At 64.2% G+C, this 22,376-nt stretch carries 20 protein-coding genes and 1 pseudogene; 5 read left to right on the top strand and 16 right to left on the bottom strand.

The genetic code is table 11. The features are described 5' to 3' along the window. The first annotated feature begins 1 nt into the window (after position 1). Both IVB23_RS38390 and IVB23_RS38385 read left to right on the top strand, forming a co-directional pair. The gene (locus IVB23_RS38390) at positions 2-1,159 is read left to right on the top strand and encodes an MFS transporter (RefSeq protein ID WP_247802052.1); all 1,158 of its coding nucleotides are present in this window, start codon (positions 2-4) and stop codon (positions 1,157-1,159) included. Between the two features lie 31 nt (positions 1,160-1,190). Next, positions 1,191-1,382, top strand: coding sequence for a hypothetical protein (locus IVB23_RS38385; RefSeq protein WP_061877761.1), 192 nt, complete (start codon positions 1,191-1,193; stop codon positions 1,380-1,382). Here the strand turns inward: IVB23_RS38385 and IVB23_RS38380 are convergent. From IVB23_RS38380 to dmeF, 6 genes and pseudogenes are all read right to left on the bottom strand, one after another. Then, positions 1,379-2,257: a DMT family transporter gene (locus tag IVB23_RS38380; RefSeq protein ID WP_247802051.1), complete on the bottom strand. Its 879-nt coding sequence runs from the start codon at positions 2,255-2,257 to the stop codon at positions 1,379-1,381. The two genes, IVB23_RS38385 and IVB23_RS38380, sit on opposite strands and share 4 nt — an antisense overlap. 99 nt (positions 2,258-2,356) lie before the next feature. Beyond that, a pseudogene (locus IVB23_RS38375) lies at positions 2,357-2,572 on the bottom strand (cation transporter); the annotation flags it as partial. Positions 2,573-2,628: 56 nt separating this feature from the next. Then, positions 2,629-4,629, bottom strand: coding sequence for a hypothetical protein (locus IVB23_RS38370; RefSeq protein ID WP_247802050.1), 2,001 nt, complete (start codon positions 4,627-4,629; stop codon positions 2,629-2,631). Between the two features lie 39 nt (positions 4,630-4,668). Then, complete coding sequence (locus tag IVB23_RS38365) at positions 4,669-5,682, bottom strand: hypothetical protein (RefSeq protein WP_197969638.1); 1,014 nt, start codon at positions 5,680-5,682, stop codon at positions 4,669-4,671. A 159-nt stretch (positions 5,683-5,841) separates the two neighbouring features. Further along, positions 5,842-7,674: a tetratricopeptide repeat protein gene (locus tag IVB23_RS38360; protein ID WP_197969637.1), complete on the bottom strand. Its 1,833-nt coding sequence runs from the start codon at positions 7,672-7,674 to the stop codon at positions 5,842-5,844. Positions 7,675-7,964: 290 nt separating this feature from the next. Next, positions 7,965-8,924: a CDF family Co(II)/Ni(II) efflux transporter DmeF gene (gene dmeF / locus IVB23_RS38355; RefSeq protein WP_197969636.1), complete on the bottom strand. Its 960-nt coding sequence runs from the start codon at positions 8,922-8,924 to the stop codon at positions 7,965-7,967. A gap of 196 nt (positions 8,925-9,120) precedes the next feature. Here dmeF and IVB23_RS38350 point away from each other — a divergent pair, with 196 nt between their 5' ends. Continuing rightward, on the top strand, positions 9,121-9,939 hold the full coding sequence (locus IVB23_RS38350) for a chromate resistance protein ChrB domain-containing protein (protein ID WP_247802049.1): 819 nt from the start codon (positions 9,121-9,123) through the stop codon (positions 9,937-9,939). Then, positions 9,940-11,325 carry a chromate efflux transporter gene (gene chrA, locus IVB23_RS38345; protein WP_061883125.1) on the top strand — a complete coding sequence of 462 codons (1,386 nt, stop codon included), beginning with the start codon at positions 9,940-9,942 and terminating at the stop codon, positions 11,323-11,325. Between the two features lie 57 nt (positions 11,326-11,382). Here the strand turns inward: chrA and IVB23_RS38340 are convergent, their stop codons facing one another. Continuing rightward, positions 11,383-12,276, bottom strand: a complete 894-nt coding sequence (locus IVB23_RS38340; RefSeq protein WP_197969634.1) for an AraC family transcriptional regulator — start codon at positions 12,274-12,276, stop codon at positions 11,383-11,385. Positions 12,277-12,490: 214 nt separating this feature from the next. On the opposite strand from IVB23_RS38340, the gene IVB23_RS38335 reads away from it, so the two are divergent. Continuing rightward, positions 12,491-13,246 carry an SDR family oxidoreductase gene (locus IVB23_RS38335; protein WP_247802048.1) on the top strand — a complete coding sequence of 252 codons (756 nt, stop codon included), beginning with the start codon at positions 12,491-12,493 and terminating at the stop codon, positions 13,244-13,246. 10 nt (positions 13,247-13,256) lie between these two features. Here the strand turns inward: IVB23_RS38335 and IVB23_RS38330 are convergent, their stop codons facing one another. The 9 genes from IVB23_RS38330 to IVB23_RS38290 form a co-directional block, all read right to left on the bottom strand. After that, positions 13,257-13,916 (bottom strand): NrsF family protein, encoded by a 660-nt coding sequence (locus IVB23_RS38330; protein ID WP_247802047.1) that lies wholly within the window; start codon positions 13,914-13,916, stop codon positions 13,257-13,259. After that, a complete protein-coding gene (locus tag IVB23_RS38325; RefSeq protein WP_247802046.1) occupies positions 13,913-14,539 on the bottom strand; it encodes a sigma-70 family RNA polymerase sigma factor in 627 nt (208 codons plus the stop codon). The genes IVB23_RS38330 and IVB23_RS38325 overlap by 4 nt, the downstream gene beginning before the upstream one ends. Further along, on the bottom strand, positions 14,529-15,272 hold the full coding sequence (locus tag IVB23_RS38320) for a hypothetical protein (RefSeq protein ID WP_082822287.1): 744 nt from the start codon (positions 15,270-15,272) through the stop codon (positions 14,529-14,531). Before IVB23_RS38320 ends, IVB23_RS38325 begins: the two co-directional genes overlap by 11 nt. 87 nt (positions 15,273-15,359) lie before the next feature. After that, positions 15,360-15,575 (bottom strand): hypothetical protein, encoded by a 216-nt coding sequence (locus tag IVB23_RS38315; RefSeq protein WP_247802045.1) that lies wholly within the window; start codon positions 15,573-15,575, stop codon positions 15,360-15,362. A gap of 35 nt (positions 15,576-15,610) precedes the next feature. Further along, positions 15,611-16,330, bottom strand: coding sequence for a cytochrome c biogenesis CcdA family protein (locus IVB23_RS38310; RefSeq protein WP_061883119.1), 720 nt, complete (start codon positions 16,328-16,330; stop codon positions 15,611-15,613). A gap of 2 nt (positions 16,331-16,332) precedes the next feature. Then, a complete protein-coding gene (locus tag IVB23_RS38305) occupies positions 16,333-16,710 on the bottom strand; it encodes a thioredoxin family protein (protein WP_247802044.1) in 378 nt (125 codons plus the stop codon). Between the two features lie 693 nt (positions 16,711-17,403). Beyond that, complete coding sequence (locus IVB23_RS38300) at positions 17,404-17,805, bottom strand: hypothetical protein (RefSeq protein WP_247802043.1); 402 nt, start codon at positions 17,803-17,805, stop codon at positions 17,404-17,406. 1,240 nt (positions 17,806-19,045) lie between these two features. Continuing rightward, positions 19,046-20,590 (bottom strand): GMC family oxidoreductase N-terminal domain-containing protein, encoded by a 1,545-nt coding sequence (locus tag IVB23_RS38295; protein ID WP_247802042.1) that lies wholly within the window; start codon positions 20,588-20,590, stop codon positions 19,046-19,048. 4 nt (positions 20,591-20,594) lie between these two features. Beyond that, complete coding sequence (locus IVB23_RS38290) at positions 20,595-22,145, bottom strand: ABC transporter substrate-binding protein (protein WP_247802041.1); 1,551 nt, start codon at positions 22,143-22,145, stop codon at positions 20,595-20,597. Positions 22,146-22,376: the final 231 nt, after the last annotated feature.

The raw sequence follows: 22,376 nt of genomic DNA, 5'->3' as shown, positions 1-22,376 counted from the left end.
GATGACCCAGCGCCAGCTTCCGATCATCCTGGCGCTCGGCACCACGCAGACCCTGGCCTGGGCTTCGAGCTATTATGTGCCGGCGCTGCTCGCCGATCCCATGGCACACGACCTCGGCGTCTCCTCCAACTGGATCTTCGGCGCGTTTTCGGCCGCGCTGGTGATCTCGGCCATGCTCGGCCCGCGCATCGGACGGCAGATCGATCTCGTCGGCGGCCGTCAGGTGCTGTCGGCCTCGAACCTGATCATCGCTGCCGGCCTCGTGCTCCTTGGGTTCTCGCAATCGATCGCGGTGATGGCGATCGCCTGGCTCGTGCTCGGCATCGGCATGGCGATGGGGCTCTATGACGCCGCCTTCGCAGCTTTGGGGCGCATCTACGGCACCGAGGCGCGCCGGCCCATCACCGGCATCACGCTGATGGCGGGCTTCGCTTCCACCGTCGGCTGGCCGCTTACCGCCTGGGGCATCGCCCATATCGGCTGGCGCGACACCTGTTTTGCATGGGCCGCCGCCAACGTCCTGATCGGCCTGCCGCTCAATTTCTTCATGCTGCCGGCGATCAAGGGCGCGAAGCAGGCCGCGGCCGCGACCGCGAAGCCGCATTTGCCGCTCGACCGCACCATGTTCCTGCTGGCCTTCATCTTCGCGGCGGTCTGGACCGTCACCGGCGCGATGGCCGCGCATTTCCCGCGCATCCTGGAGGCGACGGGGGCCACGCCGGCCGAAGCCATCGCGGCCGGCGCACTGATCGGCCCGGCCCAGGTCGGGGCGCGCATGCTCGAGGCCGGCTTCCTCAGCCGCTTCCATCCGCTGTGGTCGACGCGCCTCGCCTGCCTCACCCACCCGCTCGGAGCCGTGATCGTTGCGATCTTCGGCGGCGCTGCGGCGAGCGCGTTCGCGCTGTTCCACGGTTCCGGCAACGGCATCCTGACGATCGCGCGCGGCACGTTACCGCTGTCGATCTTCGGCCCGAAAGATTTCGGCTATCGTCTCGGCATCATCGGCGCCCCGGCACGGATGGCGCAGGCGGTGGCGCCGCTCGCCTTCGGCCTGCTGATCGACCTCATGGGCGCCAAGGTGCTGATCGTCTCGTCTGCGCTCAGCCTCTCGGCACTCGTGGCGCTGTTCCTGATCCGCCCCGAGCGGCCGCCGGATTGACGGCGCAGCCGCTTTCGCGCAGAAGCGAGCCATGAGCGATGATGCCGGCCCGCCCCGCACATTCAAAGGCCTCCTGCGCTGGGCGACCACGCCGCCGCAGGCCTGGGGCGTCTACCTCCTCGCCCTCCTTCTGGTCTGGCTGCTGTCGTTCTATGCCGGCACGCTGAAGCCGAAGAAGACGCCGGAGGCGAGCCCGCCGACGGCGACCGCGCCGCGGAGCTAAGCCGCCTTTGCCTCGCTGGTCGCAATCCAGATACCGGCGAACACCGCGACCAGCCCGACCAGAAGATTTCCCGTGATCGGTTCGCCGATCAGCAGCGCCGCCAGCAGAGCCGCGGCGATCGGATTGACCGTCATCGTATTGGCGACCCGGGTCGGCGTCGCCCGCGCCAGCGCCATGACCCATAGGATGAAGGCGAGCGCGCCGCCGCCAATGCCCAGATAGACGCCGGCAATCCACTGCGCCGCCGTGAAGCGCGAGAGCGCCGCAAAGCTGCCGTTCGCCAGGCCCACAAGCACCAGCATCCCGGCACCCGCGCCCATGCCGACGGTGAGAAAGCCGAGCGCGCTGGAGCGCTGCATCAGCGGACGTGACAACACGTTGTAGAACGCCATGCAGAACACGGCGCCGGTCATGATCAACTCGCCGCGCCAGGCGCCGGGCGGGCTCTGCGCGAGGCCCGCGGCAAGCGCCGCCGCCACGCCGAGCACGGCGATGCCGACGCCCGTGACCTTGCGCGTGGACAGGCGCTCCACGCCGAGCAGCGCGCCGACCATCATGGTGTGGAGCGGCAACGTCGCCAGCGCGAGACTGGCGCGCGCGGCGGTCGTGTAGGAGACCGCGATGTTATAGAGGATGAAGAACAGGCCGAAGAAGCAGATGCCGAGCAGCATCACCACAGGCCAGTCGGCCCGCTGCGGCCACCGCACGCCGAGCAGAAGCGCGCAAGGCAACAAGCAGAGAAAGCCGATCCCCCAGCGCAGGATCGCGAGCAGGACGGGATCGGCGCCATCGACAAGATAGCGCGTAATGGCCGCAGCGGTCCCACCGAAGCTGCTCGACGCCAGCGCGATCGCAACTCCGGCCCACTCGCCCACCGCCATCTCCCGTCACGGAGTTCCTCCGAGGCGTTAGCACGTCGCTGCTGCCAGCCTGGTGGCAGCAGCACAACGCGGCGGGTCCGTTCGCACGGCCCGTCAATGCGGGCAGGTCTCGACCTCGACCGTGACGTGGCTGAGGCCCTTCAGCCCCGCGAGCCGCCGCTTGTAGACGGCCGGCGGCTTCGGCTTGTCCGACACCACCGAGAGCAGCACGGCACAATGGCCGGGGCCGACCTGCCAGAGATGGAGGTCGGTCACGCGATCGTCGCCCACCTCCATGCGGGCCCGGATCACCCGCTCCACCTTCTCGTCGGGACGCTTACCCCGAAGGGAGTGCGCTTCCCGTTGGCGCGCTCTTCGCCCACACATCACGGCGAATCGAGATCGCCATCGCCTCGCTTCTCGTCCGGAGGATTGGTTGGCGGATCGTGTGCCGTTAACGACATCCCGTCCGCAACCAGTCGCGCGAGTTGGGGCGCGGCGGCGCTGGTGCCGACGAGGCGAAACACGGCGCCGCTTCGATTGCCTCCGGCGCGTACGCCCTGGAGAGCATCCGACTCGTCGCAGAACAGCGCGTAGTCGGGACCGACTCGCAGTGGGTAGGGCCCGGGTCGTGCAGGACCCGCCGACGAATAGGGCGACTTGCGTTTTGGCGCCGAAAGAATGTAGCCGCCGGCCACGTGCACACCCGCGACGCTGTCCGTCGCAATCCCGTTAAGGGTGCCCAGGCGAGAAACAAGCGATCCGCTCTTGTCGAACTCCCCACCGGCATACATGCAGCCGGCCTCGGCCGCGCGGCCCGCCTCCCATCCGGCATCGACAAAATACGAGCGCTTGGCGCCGGTGCGCATGTTCATGTTCGGATCGGTACGTGCCACATAGGCATGAACCTCGTGCCCCACCTCGATGCCCTCGACCTTGATTTTCCAATTCCCATGTTCGGGCACCATGCCGGCTCCCGCGATGGTGGGCTCGACCGCAATCAGCCACACCCTGTTGTCACCCCAGTCAACCGGGGCATACGCGCCGGTGTAGGGCGGAAGCGCTGGTACAGCGGGCGGCGGGGGTGGTGGGCCGGGGGGCGCAGGTCCGGTGGTCGACGAGGAGCTGCGACCGCCGGGCGAGGTGAGCGTAACGATGACATTGTCCGCGTGGTTCTTCTTCATCCAGACTTCGGCGAAGCAGAGCACGGTGTTGTCGGGAGGAAGACGCCACGTCCATTCGACATGGTCGGGGTCTGCCATGGTTTGCCTGACGAAACGGACGTGCCCCTCGCCCAGATACGCGTTGCCGGCGGACAGAAAAATATCAAGTTTTGGATTTCCGGAACTGCCGTCGTAATAGGTGACAAGCTCCCTCAGCTTGTTCTCAAGTTCCGAGGTGCCATCGTGAGGTCCGGTCGTCGGTCCGTAGCTGACATTGATCACCACGTTCGTTATGCGGGAATCGACAAACGACATGATGTATTCGATCCCATCCGCGACGTAACCCTTCAGCCAAACACCGGTCGCATCACGAAGGCAGCTCTCCGGAAATTGCACGAACACGATATCAGCTTCGCAAGCGGGATCCGTTAAGGGATCCCCGGGATTCCAACTCGGCGGATCGCGCCGCGCGATGCGTGCCGAGGGTGGAATGCGTCCTGCGAGGACGTCCGTCACGTGTGCGCCATGCGAACGCCGATGCTTGAGCGTCTTGAAACCCGCATCCGCATAGCAGCCATCCTCGTCGATCGTGTTCGCCCTCTTATGCAACTGGATCCAGTCGTCGAGCCCAATCACGCCAGCTCCGGACTCTCGGAAGAACTCGAGGCCGTAATTGAAGTCGAACGGCTTCTCGCCAAAGACGTCGGCGCCGACCGGGATCGGGGCTCTGGCTGGATCCTCGTTCTGATCCCAGATGCCGAGCACGCGCGTCCCGGTCGCAACACCCGCGGTCCATTTGACGAACTGAGCGGCGGCGAACGGACAGCCATCGTCGATCACGCCAATGAGGAGCGATGTCGGTGCTGCTGCGCTCGCGGACCTGTTGCGGAACGCGCCCTTCTCGATGGCCGTCGGCTTCAACGGCAGAGACAGCTCGACCCGGGATACGTTGTCGTTCCATGCCTGGTAACTTTCCTCCGCGACGGCCGCCCGGTAAGCCCGCATGGTCAGATGTCGCGAATTCGGACTGGTCAGTCCGAATTCGGCGCCGAGGCCGTGACGGCTCATTGCGGTCTTGAAGTCATCGGCCAGCTCGGCCGTCTTGAGCTCCACGAACAGGAACAGCTTCGAATTCTGCTCGTCGAAAAACTCGAAGTTCTTGAAGTCGCTCCCGATCGCGTACCGGAGATACGGGTCGAAGGATTTCGGCAATTCCTTGGCCATGGAAGGTCCTCCGCTGCATCACGCTGAACGAAGCCTCGCCTAGGTGAATTTGTACCAATCCGTCCACTCCGTCCTGGCCTTTCCCCAAAGCTCATTCATTATGAGGGATTGTGTGATCGGCCCTTCCGGAGATTCCGAATAAAACTTGTTCGCAGCGAACTGCTGGTCCGGGCTGAACGGATTGAAGTCCGTCCCAGCATTGCTGTCGATGTAGCTGGCATTGAACGTGCGGCTCTTCGATGCTGTGCTCCCCAGACAACGTCCGACGAAATACTCGCCCAGCGTCACGCCCAACATGCGCCCTGCCATGCTGTCGACCGGAAAATGGAGGCCCGCCACGACACGATTGGTCACAATGCGCGCCGCCTGACGGTCGAGCTGCTCGATCACCGTCGGGTATCTCGGTGCGAGATTGAGCAGTGCCTTCAACACTTGAGCCACCGCGTAGGTCTGCGTAGCGTGTCCCATCGGGAAGGTGCCGTGACCCGGCGTCGTGATCATCGGCTGCACTTGCGCGTTGTATTCGACCGGGCGCCAGCACGCCAGCGCGTGCTTGAAGCGCATTTCCACATAGACGCAGAACTGCAGCACCATGTTGATGAGTTCGAACGTACGCCTCGTGCGATCTGGGTGCAGATTGACGATCGACGACCAGAAGGCGTACTGGGGATCAATCTGCGCCATGATCTCAGTGGCTCGTTCGCTGCGCAGCTCGGCCCAACTGAGAACCATCGGGATCTGCGCCACGAATGTTGCCGGCGCCGGACGTTGGATTTCCGCGACCAACGATCCGGACGACCAAACCTGGAACGCGGTGCCGGCTCCCGTCCCGACTTTCGCAAAGCTGATTCCCTGCAGCATTTCGCCGACGGCTACAAAGGCACGAACCCAGGGTTCCCAGCGCTCTATTTGCACCGGATCTTCAATGCTGGGCAATCCCGGAGCGTAGCAAACTGGCGGCGGCCCCTCGGGAACGGTGATCCCTTCACGCTCGAGGATGAGTGCATCCACCATGATAGGATTGGCCCAGACGTCGCCGAGTGTGCCAAGCATCGCCCCTCCGGCCCCTCCGGCGCCGCCCGCTCCGCCTGCACCTCCTGCCCCCCCTGCGCCGCCGGCTCCGCCAGCACCACCTGCGCCGCCTGCTCCTCCCGCTCCGCCTAGTTGAGCCATTGCCTGTCTCCTTGTGAAAACAAGTCGGTATGAGGTTCGTCAGCCTGTCGTCGGTAATCCTGCCACTCCCAGGCAGCGGGCCCAGTGCCTGCCTGTTTCGAGCTGCGCATTCGGAAGGCGCCCGATATATCGATCCACGGTCAATTGCGGCTCGAGTTCGCGCATCTTGCCCAGGGCTTCGCGGGCCTCCGCTATCCGTCCCTGCGAAACCAGTGCGATGGCAAGGACCCGCCAGGTGGACGGATGCATGCGATTGAGAACGAGAGATGAGCGCGCGAGCCTTTCCGCCTCCTCGTATCGATGCGCAGATAGGAGCGCCGTGGCGCCGAGAGACTCGAAATAATAGCGCTGCGGATCGAGCGGCGAGAGCCCCAGAGCGCGCCGCGTTGCTTCCACGGCCGCCTCGCCCTCGCCCTTAAAGGCATTGACGGTGCCGCGGTAGAGCCAGCCCAGCGCGTGGCTGGGGTTTGCTTCGACGGCCTGCTCACACCGCCTTCGGGCAGCGTCCAGGTCCTTCAACATGTGACAATAGACGAAGCCTTCGGTCGCAAGCGCAAGCGCGTCGGACGGGTCGCGGTCGAGCGCTGCGCGAGTGGCGCTCAAGGCCTCGGTGGCTTCGCGTTTGCGGTCCTCAGACCAGCCGCGCGTCATGCGCAGGATGTACCAGTTAGCGAGCCAGGCGCGTGGGGCAGCTATCCGGCTGTGGCGATTGATCAGTTCGTCCAGAACCTTGCGTGTCTGGAGAAACTCCTCCCTGCTCGACCGGTGCATCAGGCGGATGCTGCCAAGCAGCAGCGAATAGCTCTCCAGCGTCGGCAACGGCTGGGTCAGGATATGCTCGACCTCGGTATCGAAGACCGACAGATGAACTGCAGCGGCGATGCGGTGAGCCAGTTCGCTCTCCGGCTGCAGCAGGTCGCCGATATTGCCGCCCAGGCGGTCGGTCCAGACGACCCGGTTGGTTCGCGCCGCCGACAGTTCCGCTGTCACCAATATCCGGTCGGCATCGACCACATAGCTGCCGCTGAGAATGTAGGTGGCACCGAGATGCGCCGATACTTCCGCCACATCGCTGACCCTGCCGCGGAATATATTGGTCGACAGACGCGAGATCACTTTGAGGTTCGCCGATTTGGATAGGCGCCAGATCACGCTGTCCGCGATCAGGTTACCGATGTCGAGATGTTCCTCCGCGTCCTTGCGTGCGTCGAACGGTATGACGGCGATCGTCGGCTCCATGGGAGTACCATAGTCTCGCCGAGCGGCGAGGGTCGGATGTGGACTGGCCGGACCAACGCGGTAGGCGCGAACCGGCTTGTCAAAGTGCTTGAGGATACAGTCGCCCAAATCTTCGCACAGCGCATCCACCCCGTGCGTCAGCTCGTCGCGCGCCGCAGCGCTCCCAATCGTCTCCCCCGGTTTGGCCAGGCTGGCAAGAGCTGCCGCTAGTTGCTCATGCGCGGCCTCGCTGGCGATCGTTTCACCGGGACCGGCAAGGGTTGCGAGCCGGGCCGCAAGGTTGATACCGGTGCCATAGAAGTCAATGCCGTCGCTCCAGGCGGTGGAAGCGTTGATCCCTGCACGAAGCTGGAAGTGTTGATGTTCGGGACGCCCGCTATTCTGAACAGCGATACTCCGGTGCATGTCGGCCGCGGCATTGACGGCATCAGCCACCGACTCGAAGCGGGCCATCAACCCGTCTCCAAGGCTTTTCACGAGGCCGCCGCGATAACGCGGCAGAATCTGGCTGGTGGCAAGTTGGACGAAGTCGGTCCATCGACGCACCGCGGATGCCTCGTGCTCTCGCATCAGCCGCACGGACTCGACGAGGTCGACCAAGAGGACCACAGTGTCCTGCTGTACGAGGCCCATTGCTCGTCTCTCCGAAGCCCGCCACTGACCGGACTCTCAGGTGAATGGCCCTTAAGGCCGATGCCTTCCACTTCCTTGATGTTGACCGGACCTTGCCCGGCAGTTGCCAATTCGGCGGCAGCCCCCATCGAGCGCACGTGACTCCATACCGCGCACACGGCCGCTCGGTTATGATCCAGATCACGATTTCCGAAATGCCTGACGGGGTCGCATCCGCGGCATATATGCACAACTCACAATAAATAATACGAACGTCTTCTCGTGATGCGAGAATTCACGTTCATTCGCCGCTAATGCGGACAGGTCTCGACCTCGACCGTGACGTGGCTGAGGCCCTTCAGCCCCGAGAGCCGCCGCTTGTAGACGGCCGGCTGCTTCGGCTTGTCCGACACCACCGAGAGCAGCACGGCACAATGGCCGGGGCCGACCTGCCAGAGATGGAGGTCGGTCACGCGGTCGTCGCCGACCTCCATGCGCGCCCGGATCACCCGCTCCAGCTTCTCGTCGGCGCGCACGTCGAGCAGCACCGCCCCAGATGACTTGATTAGGCCGAACGCCCAGCTCGCGATCACGACGCTGCCGATCAGGCCCACCGCCGGATCGGCCCAGACCCAGCCCGAATACATGGCGACGGCGAGCGCGGCGATTGCCAGCACAGAGGTCGCGGCATCGGTCATGACATGGACATAGGCCGCGCGAAGGTTGTTGTCGTGGTGATGATGATGGCCGTGATCATCGTGGTCATGATCGTCGTGGTCATGCGCATGGCCATGGTGGTCATCGTGATGATCGTGGCTATCGCGCAGCAGCCACACGCTGGCGAGATTGACGCACAGGCCGAGGGCAGCCACGGCCATGGCCTCGCCATAGACGATCGGCACCGGCGTGAACAGCCGCAGCACGCTCTCATAGGCGATCTCGACCGCAATCAGGCCCAGGATGATCGCGCTGGCGAAGGCGGCAAGATCCCCGAACTTCCCGGTGCCGAAGGCGAAATGCGCATTCCCCAGGTGCCGGCGCGCGAAACGATAGGCGAAGGCGGCAATGCCGAGCGCCGCCGCATGTGTGCCCATGTGCCAGCCGTCGGCCAGCAGCGCCATCGAGCCGAACAGCGAGCCTGCCACGATCTCGCCGACCATCATGACCAGCGTGAGGACGACCACGAACCAGGTGCGGCGTTCATTCTCGTCGTGCTTCTCGCCCAGGAACGCGTGGTCATGGGTCCATTGTTCGATGGAATGGGAATGCATCGAATTCTCCCGAAGATTCAGGTCTGTCGGCGCGCAATATAGACGGCGGGCATCAATTTTCTAAGGTCCAATCGTCCCGCGGATTGACAGTGCTACTTAGTTTCGCTGTAATCTGCGCCATGGGGATTTGAGCGATCTCCCCACGAGGCGACAGGCCCAAGCATCGCGTCCCGTTCGTTTCTTGCGAGGACGCATCATGTCTACATTCACGACCATTTCGTCTGACAAAATGGCACGGCTGATCGGCACGGCGAACGCGCCGGCACTGATCGATGTGCGCACCGAGGAGGATTTTGCCGCCGACCGGCGGCTGATCCCCGGCTCCATCAAGCTCAGCCACGACAATGTGACGGATTGGGGCGGCGCCTTCGCCGGCCGCCGCGCCGTCGTGTCCTGCTTCCGCGGCGAGAAGCTCGCGCAAGGCACCGCGGCCTGGCTGCGCCAGCTCGGGGTGCAAGCGGAGACGCTGGAGGGCGGCTTCGAGGGCTGGAAGGCGGCCAAGCTGCCGCTGGTCGATGCCCGCAAGCTGCCGCCACGCGATGCCGAGGGCCGCACCGTCTGGGTCACGCGGGCGCGACCGAAGGTCGATCGCATCGCCTGCCCGTGGCTGATCCGCCGCTTCGTCGATCCCAGCGCGGTGTTCCTGTACGTAGCGCCGTCGGAGGTAGTCGGCGTCGGCGAACGCTTCGGCGCGGCCCCTTTCGACATCGAGAACGTGTTCTGGAGCCACCGTGGCGAGCTCTGCACCTTCGACGTGATGATCGAGGAATTCGGGATCGCAACGCCGGCCCTGCTTCACCTCGCGACGCTGGTGCGCGGCGCCGACACCGCGCGGCCGGATCTGGCGCCGGAGGCACCGGGCCTGCTCGCGGCCTCGCTCGGGTTGTCCCGGATGTACGACGACGACCTCGAACAGCTCGAGGCCGGCATGCTGCTCTACGACGCCTTCTACCGCTGGTGCCGCGACGCCATCACCGAGACGCACAACTGGCCGACCAACAAGGTGAAGGCGTAAATGGACATCCGTAACGTTCAAGCAGGAGCTGACGCCGGTCACGGCGTCAGCTTCAACGAGGCCTTTCGCGTCTGGCTGCGCGTCGCCTGTCTGAGCTTTGGCGGGCCCGCGGGCCAGATCGCGGTGATGCACCGCATCCTGGTCGAGGAGAAGAAGTGGATCTCCGAGAGCCGGTTCCTGCATGCGCTGAATTACTGCATGCTGCTGCCGGGACCTGAGGCGCAGCAGCTCGCGACCTATGTCGGCTGGCTGATGCACCGTACCGCCGGCGGCCTGATGGCGGGCGGCTTGTTCATCTTGCCCGGCATCATCGCCATCATGGGCCTCAGCTACATCTATGCCGCCTTCGGCAATGTCAGCTTCGTCGAGGCGCTGTTCTTCGGCCTCAAGGCCGCCGTGCTCGCCATCGTGGTCGAGGCCGTGGTGCGCGTCGGCAAGCGGGCGCTGAAGAACCGCGTCATGATCGCGCTCGCGGCCGCGGCCTTCGTCGCGATCTTCTTCTTCGCGATCCCCTTCCCGATCATCATCATCGCCGCCGGCATCATCGGCTATGCCGGCGCGCGGGCTGGCCGTCCGGAGTTCGCGCCGGCCGGTCACGGCCCTGGCGGCAGCGGCGCCGCGATCGACAGCATGCTCGGCGAGGCCGTGCCCGATCATGTCCGTCCCAATACGGCACGGACGATCCGCGTCGGCGCGCTGTGGCTGGCGCTCTGGCTTGTTCCGGTGATCGCGCTGCTGTCAGTCCTAGGACAGGCCAATGTGTTCAGCCAGATCGCACTGTTCTTCTCGAAGATGGCGCTGGTCACCTTCGGCGGCGCCTATGCGGTGCTGGCCTACGTCGCCCAGCAGGCGGTCGAACACTATCACTGGCTGAAGCCGCACGAGATGCTCGACGGCCTCGGCATGGCCGAGACCACGCCGGGCCCGCTGATCATGGTGCTGCAATTCGTGGGCTTCATGGCGGCCTATCGCGACCCGAGTGGCCTGTCGCCGATGCTCGCGGCCACGCTCGGCGGACTGCTCGCGACCTGGGTCACCTTCACGCCCTGCTTCCTCTGGATCTTCGTCGGCGCCCCCTACATCGAGCGCCTGCGCGGCAACACGGGCCTCGCCGGCGCGCTCAGTGCGATCACCGCCGCAGTGGTCGGCGTGATCCTCAACCTCTCGATCTGGTTCGCGCTGCACATCCTGTTCCGTGAGACCGTGCCGGTGCATGCGTTTCCGCTGAACTTCGACATGCCGGTGCTGACGAGCGTGGACATTCCCGCGCTGGTGCTGGCGATCGCGGCGGCGACGGCGATCTTCCGCTTCAAGCTGGGCATGCTGACGGTGCTGGCTGGCAGCTGTGCCGCGGGCGTGGCGCTAAGGTTGGCGGGAATGATCTAGTGAGAGGAGAGCGCCGTTACCTTGCATGTCCCGGGTGGTCGATGATCCGGCTTAGCGTCAGGCTGCGGTGTCCAGTTGACCGAGCGCGGCCTTGATATCCTTGGCAGGCGACAGCCCGAACAAGCGACCATATTCTCTCGTGAATTGCGAGACGCTTTCGTAACCTACTCCGAAGGCCGCGCTGCTCACGTCAGAGCCCTCCGACAACATCATCCGACGCGCCTCGATGAGCCGCAGCTGCTTCTGAAATTGCAGGGGACTGAGTGATGTAATCGCGCGGAAGTGCTGGTGAAACGAGGAAGGACTCATGGCAGCAGCTTCCGCCAGGCGTTCGATCCGCAGCGGCTTTGCATATTCGGAACGAATGATCGCGACGGCGCGCGCGATGCGTTGCGCATGGCTGTCGGCGACCCCGAGAGCCCTTATCGCCGCGCCGTGTCGCCCCGCCAGCAGCCAATAGTGAATTTCGCGAACGAACTGAGATCGCAGAACCCGCAAAGAAGACGGACGCTCGAGCAGCCGCATCAAGCGGAGCGCGGCATCGGCAACCTCCGATTCGGTCGGATCGACGCGGACGGGAATGCCTTGCTGCTCGGGAGCAAGGTTCATCTCCACGATCAGGCTCGCGATCACCGCCGGGTCGAGCTCGACGACCAGGGAAAAATATGGGAGCTGCGCACTGGCGCGGGTAATCTGGCTCACCGTCGGCACATCCGCCGAGATCAGGAGCGACTCTCCCGCGCCGAAATCGAAGGTATGCGCTCCCATCGTCACGCGTTTTCGGCCCTGCAGGACGAGCGCAACGAGCGGCCGGTTGATTGCGTATTGGAGCTGGCCCCGCGTCGCTGCCCGTATGGCCGTAAGGCCCGGAATCGGCGTCCTGGCCGTGCCGTTTTGGTCGGAATGCAAGTCCGCATAGCGGCGAACAGTTTCGAGCAAGGTCGTTGTCATTCCGCGAATTTATACCAGCCGCGGGCTCCGGCAACCGGACACGGTCGGACTGCTCCAACTTTGGGCATGTGAATTGATCGTTCAACGCAGCGAGGGCCCGGCCTGAGCGGCGCTCGCGGTCATTTGGAGGAATAGGCAAGAAGGCTCAAGGATCCGGCAACTCGAATGCCGCGGTGTCTGCCACCTTCGCCGTGTCAAACGTAGGAGACATCACATGGCAAAAATTGCAATCGTCACCGGTGCGAGCCGCGGCCTTGGCCGCAACATGGCCGTCAACATCGCGCGCAAGGGCAGCGATGTCATCATCACATACCGAAGCCGTGCGGACCTTGCGGAGAGCGCCGTTTCCGAGATCAAGGCGCTGGGACGCCGGGCCGTGGCCTTTCAGTTGGACAGCGCCGACGTCACCAGATTCCCCTCCTTCGTGCGAGGTCTGGGCCAGACGCTGAAGGAGACATTTGGTCGCGAGAGCTTCGACTACCTCGTGCACAATGCCGGCGACGGCCTCTTTGCCCCGCTCGGCGAGACCACCGAGGCTCAGTTCGACCAGCAGATGAACCTGCATGTCAAAGGCGTATTCTTCCTTACCCAGGCCTTGTTGCCGTTGATGGCAGACGGTGGCTCGATCGTCACCATCGGCAGTGGCTTGACGCGTGTCACCTATCCGGGCTTCGCCGTCTACACCATGGCGAAAGCCGCCGCTGACATGATGGCGGTCTGCATGGCCAGGGAACTCGGGCCGCGTGGCATCCGCGTCAATAGCGTTGCGCCCGGCGCGATCGAAACCGACTTCGGCGGCGGCCTGGTGCGTGACAATGCCGACGTGAACAAGCAATTCGCCGGCATGACCGCGCTGGGCCGGGTGGGTGTCCCGGACGATATCGGCCCGATGGTCGCGAGCCTGCTGAGCGAGGACAATCGCTGGGTTACGGGGCAACGGATCGAAGTATCAGGCGGGCAGATGATCTGAACGAGCGAGTTCAGCTCAACCGTCTTGCGGCCCATCCCATGGCCGATCCCCCAAAGGCCGCTCCCAGTGCGGCAAACATCGCCGCGGTGCCCACGTTCCACATCAGGATCATCGCCGATGCATCGATGGTGTGGAACAGAGAGAGCGCCGTGGCCGTGAGCGCACCGACGCTGAGACTGCCCGTGATCGCGACCGCTGCCGGCCGCAGCACGGCCGCATAGCGCAACATGATGCAGAGCAGAAGTGAGAGCGGCAGGCCGGTCAGTGCGAGCGTGGAGAAGCAGCGAACGGCTTCACCCGGACTGATCCCCTCCGGTCCAATCACGACCCAATGAGTCAGGCACTGATAGCCGACATTCGACAGCCACAGGATGAGCGCGGGCACGGGAAGGAGCAGCCAGAGCCTCGATCGGTCCGGCAGGCTAACAATGAACGCCGCGACCGCGGCAAGAATGCCGGTGGCAAGGGCCGCGGCCATGCTGGTCGCAAAGGCGGCATCCTGCATCCGCTCGGCAAGGTCGGGACGTATGCCGCGATTGATTGCAATCAGCGCCAGCAGCACGGCGGCAAATCCAAGCCAGCCAGCCGCGCGCAGCAAAGGCGGCTGCAGCCGCCTGACCGGCTTCATGTCCGACGACAGCGAGGTGATGAGGTCCGGTGTATCGATCATGACTGGTCCCGGTCGGAAAACAGTTTCTGCAGGGTCTTGAGCGCCCGGTGTACGTTCACCTTGAGCGCGGAGATCGACATGCCGCTGGCATGCGAAGCGTCCTTCAGGGACATCTCCTGCAATTTGACGAGGCGCAGCGCCTGTTGCTGGGCCGGCGGCAGGCTGTCGACCGCGGCCTGCAGATGATGCCCGTCAAGTCCCGTGTCATGTTGAGGCTCCGCAACAGCTTCATGTTCGGGCTCCATCACCACCTCGCGGCGGCGGATGCGACCCTGCCGGCGCAGGCGGTCGATCAGTCGCCGCTGGGCGATGGTGACGAGCCACGGTGCGAACGGACGCGCGGGATCGTAGGTGTGCCTGATGGCATGCACCGTCAGCAGGATGTCCTGTACGGCGTCTTCGATGTCGGCGCCGTTCCAAAGCCGCCTGGTCGCCAGCGAGCGCAGATACGGTGAGATTTCCGTCAACAGCCGGTGATAGGCGGCGCGATCGCCATCCTGCGCCCGCGCCATCAGGATCGACCAGTCGAGCTCGCGCAGCCGCGGCATCTCCCTGTCATCGGGGCCGGCACCCTCGACCACCCGGAGGACGACCGCTCGCTCGCCGAGATCCCTAGCCGTCAAGCTGCTGCTCCAGCCAGGCGATATGCTGCATCAGTGAAATGCTCATGGATGACGTGACGTCCAGCGTCCGGTTGTCCAGCACGTCCGCGTCAGGCTCGCGCGCCCGCCACAGGGCGATGGTGCGATCGCGATCCCTCAAGAGGTCCTCGATCTGCGGCCTGAACAGCCTGATCATGGCCGTCAGCCAGCGATTGAGCGGACGCGAGGGCTGGTCTCCGGTCATGGCGAAGCGGTCGAGCAGAGCAATGACGTCTTCGGCACCATGCCAGCTCTCATCCGTCACCCAGCGATTGGTGGTGAACAGCCGTGCAGGCATGCCGTCCGGCGTCATCGAGATCGCGACCAGATGCACCGGCCGGTCCCCGTCGGATCTGCAATTGCGCCGAAGATGGTCCGGCAGGCCGCCCTGCCCCATGAAGACGTGGAAATGCGCATAGTCTGGCTGCTCGCGGTCATCGGGCGAATGGGCGTGCAGATAGTACTGGCCATGCGTCACGGGATCGCGAGCGTCATCGGCCGGATAGTGCTCCCATTCGGTGAACTCTCCGCCGTGCCGCAACGCTTCGAGCACCACATTGCTGCCAGCCGCGTGCAGTTCGCCGATGCAGTCGACCACCTCGTTTGCGGCCTCTGCCATGCGCAGCAGGCGTTCCCGAGTCTGAGTATGATCAGGGACGACCACCGCCGCAGGCGCGTGGTCGATGTGCTGCTGTCGTGCTGCAGTCATGGCCATGACAGAACTCCTGATTGCTTGATTGGGCAAGGCGGAGACGGCTTGCCGCCGTCTCCTCCCGGGGTGTTCCTCACGTCTATGCACGTGTTACTTCTTCGGTGCGCACGGGTTGGCCATTCCCGGCTTCGGGGCGCAGGGATTGGCCTTCTTGCCCTTCGACGCGCAGGGATTCGCCATCGAGCCGGACTTGGGCGCGCAGGGATTGCCGGCCTGGGCCTTGGCAGGGACCGGGGCGGCCGCGATCACGCCGCCGACGGCTGCAATGGCGCCGAGGGCCTGAAGGGATTTGCGCAGTGTCGTCATCGTTGAGTCTCCTTCTCGGGTGAAAAGACGCAGCGTCAGAGCCGCGTCGTTACGGCAACCAGCCAGTCCGGCATGGCGCGCGTCAGGGAAGCCTCGACCGTCTTGTCGAAGCCGGTAAGGATGAAAAGACCGGTCAAGACCAGCACGGCGCCCATCGCAGGCTTGGCGACATGCGCGACCCGCATCATGCCGTCGCGCCGGGCGAGAATGGCCTGGCGCGAGCCGTACGCGAGCAGCAGGATCGGGGTTGCGGCGCCAAGCGCGAAGGCGGTCATCGTCGCGGCCGCGGAGCCGAGATTGCGGCCCTGCGAAGCGAGGCCGACCGCTGCTCCCAGCGTCGGTCCCGTGCAGGGTGACCAGATCACGCCGAGCAGCGCGCCGATGATGAACTGGCCGGCCAATCCCTGCGGCGTCATCCGATCGAGAATGGTCTGACCGCCCGCAGCCAGCGGCGCGGCAAATGCGGCCAACCGGCCTTGCAACGCAGGGACCAGCAGCACCAGCCCCATCGCAGCCAGCAGCGCCGCGATCGCCAGCCGCAATGCGGCAGGATCGATTCCGGCACTGAACCCAACCGTCGCCAGCGCGATGCCAACGGCAGCGAATGACAGCGCCAGCCCGGCCGCCAGCGCAATCGGCCCCCACGCATGGCGCTCGATGGCTGCGAACAGCACGATCGGCAGGATCGGCAGGACGCAGGGCGAGAGCGTCGAGAGCGCGCCCGCGGCATAGCCGAGCGCCAGCGTGGCCGACATGATCAGAACGCCTTGCCGATCATGCCGCGGATCGCAGTCGGATCCGTTTCGCCGGTCGAGCGGGCCAGCTCCTTCGCGCCGCGATAGACGATGAGGGTGCTCTGGTGCTGCACCTTGAGCTGCTTCAGGACATCCTTGGCGCTGTCGAAATCGACATTGAGAATGACGAGGTCAGGCTTCTCCCGCGCGATCTGCTGCACGATCGGCTTCTGCTGGCGGCAGGTGGGGCACCATGGTGCCGTGACCTCGACCAGGATCGGCTTGTTGGCCGCCTGAGCGGCCTGGAAGGGTTTCGGTTCATAGGGTTGGGCGGCATGGGCGAGGGTCGGCAGGATGAAGGCGACTGCGACCAGCAGGGCCCTGGAAAAAGTGGACGGCATGCGTCTCTCCGTTCGAACGCGGTCTCGGGGCACTTCAGCCCTCGGGAAGACGGTTCGAAGCGAAGGAACAGAAGGTTACACGGATCGGATGAGAAATCTGGTCGATCCGGGATTGACGCCCTGTCGTCCGCTATGGGTCACAGCGCGAAGAACTCAACCTGCGCAGATCTTGTCCGCCATGCGTCAACAAGCGGGCCTCGTGGAGCGATATTGTCACTTCGACTTTGGGGCCAATAGCGGACCTTTGGGGCGCCGAACTGGCGTCTGCTTTATGACGGAAGGGACAACATCATTTTTAGATCGCCAGATTGAGCTGATAAGCTCGCACCACTACTCGGCCCTCCACCAGCGTCGAATGTTGGAGAACAGCCGTCCGAAAATGAACAGCCCAAAAGCAGTCAAGAGCACAGCTGTGACGAGAGCCGATACAAAGGAGATTGGGTCGCTCCCAAAGCTGATGAGTCTTGACCAACCAACGTAACCAGGGCCGTATCCGCGCGAGTACAATTCTCCTGTCGTGAACACGCGAAATAGTTGAGCTAGCCCTAGCCACGTCGCGAACGCGATGAAAGGCAGACCAACGACGAATGTGGCTATCGTCTTAACAATTTGCAGTTTCTGCATTTAACTCGTCAGTCCATCCACACTAAACATATCGCTCGCATCGGCAGACTCGTTGCAACAGCTGTCACCCTAACCGTAGAAGCTCCGCTCTTCGGTCACCGAGAACAGGATGCGCGTTAGCAACTGGCCGACAAAAATGATGATCGCGCCCACGATAATGAGCAGCGAGATATACAAGGAAGAGCCAATTGGAGCCACGGTAGGAACCATGTAGGAAACCAAGTACAGAGCGGCGAGGCTTGCACCACGAAAGAAGAAATAGACCGGCTTCCTAAGCCTCTCCAGCGAACTCATCCAATCACAAAAGGAAAATAGGCAGCCGTAGATAAAAATCGATGAGAGGTATGCCGCCGAAGCCAAGTTCAGCCCCCACGACGATAGCAAGAACAACGACTGCCTGTTCACGAAAAACAAGATGCCGGCACCCGCGAGGAAAAGAACGACGCGATGGACTTTATCAACGGCGGCCACACTCGGTCTCCTTGGGAGAACAAGCGACAGATAAGCTGGTAGCAACAAGTAGAGCTAAGACTGCGGCTTTGCGGCGAGGGATCACGCTAACCTCGGTTTCTGACCGGCGACAGCAACATCACACGTTTTGGTGGTACCTAAGCATTGCGTCAACCCATGCCGCAGCAAATGCTCAATTTTCCATGAACTGAGGAAGTCCGCTAAGGGGTCACGAGCGGCCACATCGTCGCTGTCCGACCTTGTCCGGTCGCCGTCCGAAAGCGGACATTCAGACGGTTGAGATAAAGGCAACTCCGGCCTCGATCACCTCTTTCAGAGCGGCCACTGCCCGTCGGGCAAAACAGCCCGGTCAGTTTGAGCACACCGCCTGTCAAGCCCCATCACGCAAAATATTCCACTTTACCGAAATTCGGATTTGTCGTACACACGAAACACCTGGCCTGAGACGAGGGGCGGATCGCGATCGTCACGAACCGCGGGCCGGGCAGCGATGGACGCGACGGCGTCGGGCGCGAGCGGCATTGCAGGGCGGGACACCGTGAGCAATCGTCTTCGCGCATACGACACGGCGCTGACAGCGTCTTCGCATGGCTTCGGGGGCGAGCACACGCCACCCCTCGGAGCGACATGCGAGGACGTGCGCGGACGGAGAAGTCGTGTGGTCCCGACGCCCGGGGTTCTGGCGTCAAATCTCGCGGTGATGTGGCGGCCGACCGGCACGCGCATCGATCAGCCGCGAGGCGACGGGGGCAATAGTGCAACGCTCCCCGAGGAGAGCACGAAGGACACCGTTAAAACCATTCGCGCAGGGAAGGCCGGGCGACCGGTACACCTGTGGTCCACCCCGTGTGCATTTCTACCGCGCACGGATCTCGGGTGCCGCCGGCGCCCGGCCTTCTCTGCGCCCTTGTCTCTTTGGGCGCAGCACATTAAGCGAAACTCGGGCGAAACGCGCCGCGGGAATGCGATGGTGCGTCTGCTGTTTGAATGTGAATTGGAGAGCGGCGGCCCGCCCCTTGCTCCGTCATTGCGAGGAGCTCGCGACAAAATTGCGAAGCAATTTTGCGCTGATGCGACGAAGCAATCCAGACTGCACCTGCGGAGAGATTCTGGATTGCTTCGCTACGCTCGCAATGACGCGGAGGAGCCGCGAGCACCACACTCGGTGTCATCGCCGGGCTTGACCGGGCGATCCCTGGATGCCCCGGTCGAGCCGGGGCATGATACCGTTGTTGTCGCGCTACCGCATCATCATCCGCGCGATCGCTTCCCCAATCACCACCGTCGTGAAATGCGTATTGGCGCGGCAGTCGGACGGCATGATCGAGGCGTCGGCGACGCGCAGGCCCGTGATGCCCTTCACCGTGCCATCCGGATTGACCACGCCGTCCGCATCCCCAACGCCGCTCATGCGGCAGCTGCCGGCGGCGTGCTGGATGTCGCCGGTCTCACGGCGCAGCACCGCGTCGAGCTCGTGATCCGGCAGGCTGGCGGCCTGCGGCAGCGTCAGATCGGTGTCCGCGAGCCGGATCCAATCGGCAACGCCCGCCAGCGCCGGCTGCGACGTGATCACAGCGAGGCGCCTCACCGCATCCATCATCCGCAGCATGTCACGGGGATCGGCCAGCATGTTCTCCTCGACGACGGGATCGATTGCGGGATCGGTCGAGGCGAGCTTCAGCGTTCCGCGAGAATACGCGTTGAACAGCCCGGCACCGATCGCGCCTGTTGCCCCGATGCCGCGGTGATTGAACGCGATCAGGATCATGTCGCGCTTGCCGCCGTTGGCGAGGCCCGACGAGTAGGTCACGCAGCAATTGGTGTGACGCGTGTCCGGGTCGGTCGGCCGCAGGTCCTCGCGAAGTTGGATCGTGGCGCGAAACAGCGGGTGGTCGAAGAAGTGGCGGCCGACCGGCAGATCGCGCGCGATTGCGATCCCCATCGCCTTCAGCTCCTCGGCAGGTCCAACACCCGAGCGCAGCAGGATCGCTGGACTGTGAATGGCACCGGCACAGAGCACGATCTGGCGCGCGCTGATCTCGCTTGTGCCCTGCCCCTCGATATGAACGCGGACGCCGGTCGCGCGGCCGTCGCTGATCAGCACGCGATCGACCAGCGCATGGCCGCGGATCTCCAGATTGGCGCGGCCGCGCGCGGGCTCGAGATAGCCCTCATTGGTGGTGATGCGGCGACTGTCGCGGCTGTTGATGGGATAGCAGGCGACGCCCTCGCCATCAGGACCATTGACATCGGCACACCAGGGGTAACCGCTCGCCAGCGCCGCGTCGCGCAAGCCGCGATCGATCGGGCCCCATTTCTCGGGCGGCGCGCGATAAACAGGCAGCGGCCCGCCGCGTCCGTGTCCCTCGGCATCGCCGAATTCCAGATCGTCCTCGATCACGGAGAACAGCGGCATCACCTCCTTCGCCGACCAGCCGGTGCAGCCATTGGCCGCCCATTCGTCGAAGGCGTCCGCAACGCCGCGGATGGCGATCTGGCCGTTCATCATCGATGAGCCGCCGAGACCCTTGCCGCGCCAGTAGAAGCGTGGCTCCTGCCCCGCCACCCGGCGCGTCAGAAGGTCAGGCCATTGCCATTTCTCCTGGTATTCGCGCTTGTGGATGATCGGGATGGGATTGGGCGTCCGCACCTCCCAGGGCGCCTCATCGGCGCGCCAGTCGCGTCCCGCTTCGAGCAGCAGGACGCGCCGTGCGGGATCCTCGGACAGCCGTGCCGCAACAGCGGCGCCGGCAGAGCCGCCGCCGACAACAATGACATCGTACATCGCGTTACTTCTCAACGTTCCAGAACACCGGGATGGCGGACGGTATCAGACCGCGCAACGTCGCGCGATAGGCGGCCGGCTGCGCGAACTGGCCCCAGGGAATCGCGGGTGCCTGATCGTACATGACAGCCTGGATCTCGCCCGCGATTGTCTTGCGGTCCTCCTCGGCCGGCGCCTTGGCGAAGGCTTCCAGCAACGGCGTGATGCGCTGATCGCATTGCCAGCCGGTGAAATCGGCGCAGTTGAAGGCAACCATGACATTGGTCAGCGGGGAGCCCAGATCGAAGCCGCCGGCGTGAACGCCGTAGACGCTCCAGCCCTCCTTCTTGGCACGGCGCGCCAGCACGCTCGCCCAGTCCATCACCTGCAGATCGACGTTGAAGCCGGCAGCCTTGAGCCGTTCCGCAAGCACCTGCGCCGAGACGCGCGGGGCTTCGAGATCGTTGGCCTCCATGACGACGACGGGCTCGCCGGCATATTTGGTCGCCTTCAGCGCGGCCTTCGCCGCTTCGATCGAGGGCTTGGCGGCGGCCTCGGTGCCGGCCTTGCTTTCATAGGTGGTGCCGCAGGTGAAGAACGTCGCGCAAGGCGTAGCGTATTTGGCATCGAGCCCGAGCGCATCCAGCACTTCGCGCTGATCGACCAGCTTCCACAGCACGCGCCGGATCGCGGGATCGTCGAACGGTTTCGACGCGGCGTTGAGGCGGTAGGCGCCTGCGAACATGTTGCCGCCGGTGAAGTTGACGAGCTTGACGCGGGAGTTCTTCTCCAGCTGCGGCAACAGATCGAACGGGGCGTATTGCATGAAGTCGACTTCGCCGGCCTGCAGCGCGGAGGCTGCGGTCGCACCGTCGGGAATGACGCGGACCTCCAGCGTGTCGACATTGACGCGCTTGCCGCCGGCGAGGAAGTCGGCGGGCTCGGGGCGCGGCACATAATCGGCGAACTTCTTCAGGATCATGCGATCGCCGGTGCGGTGATCGGCCTTGCTGTAGACGAACGGGCCGGAACCAATCACCTCGGTGATGCGCTGATCGCCGGGGGTCTTGGCGATGCGCTCGGGCATCATGAAGGCGACGGGGCTGACGGGATTGCCGAGCGCGTCGATGACGAGACCCGACGGCTCCTTCAACGTCAGCACGAAGGTCTTGGCGTCGGTCGGCTCGAGCGACGCGGTGATCGCGAAGATGCGACGGCCGAGCGCGCTGCGAGTGCCCCAGCGGCGCAGCGAGGCCACGCAATCGGCCGCAGTGACCGGCTGGCCATCATGCCACTTCAGGCCATCGCGCAGGGTGAAACTGTAGGTCAGGCCGTCGGGCGAGACCTTCCAGTCCTGCACCATCTGCGGTTTGATGTCGCCCTTGGAGTCCTTCGCAAACAGCGTATCGAACACCATGTAGCCAAACGTGCGCGAAATATAAGCCGTGGAGAAATGCGGATCGAGTGTGACGATTTCCGCCTCGAGCACCGCGACGAGATTCCCCGCCGCATGCCCAGGCGCCGCGGCCAGCGCGAGGCCGAACAGCGCGGGAATCATAGACTTGAGTTTGAACATTGGTTTCTTCTTGCCTTGGCGAAACGGTTACGGTCGCCAGCAAAAAGCAATGTTCGTGCCCACACGGCTGAATCACGTATGCGCACACGGCTATCAGCCGCGCGTTTGCGGGATGCGCACTTCTGGGTTGGAGCGCGACTCCATCGCATCCCGTCATTGCGAGCGCAGCGCTTCTTCAGCGGTGCGCTGCTGAGCCGGGGCCCATGCCGCCGAGCATCGTCCGCGCAACAT

The sequence above is a fragment of the Bradyrhizobium sp. 191 genome (assembly GCF_023100985.1).
Taxonomy (GTDB): domain Bacteria; phylum Pseudomonadota; class Alphaproteobacteria; order Rhizobiales; family Xanthobacteraceae; genus Bradyrhizobium; species Bradyrhizobium diversitatis.
This window is presented reverse-complemented; position numbering and strand designations above follow the sequence as displayed.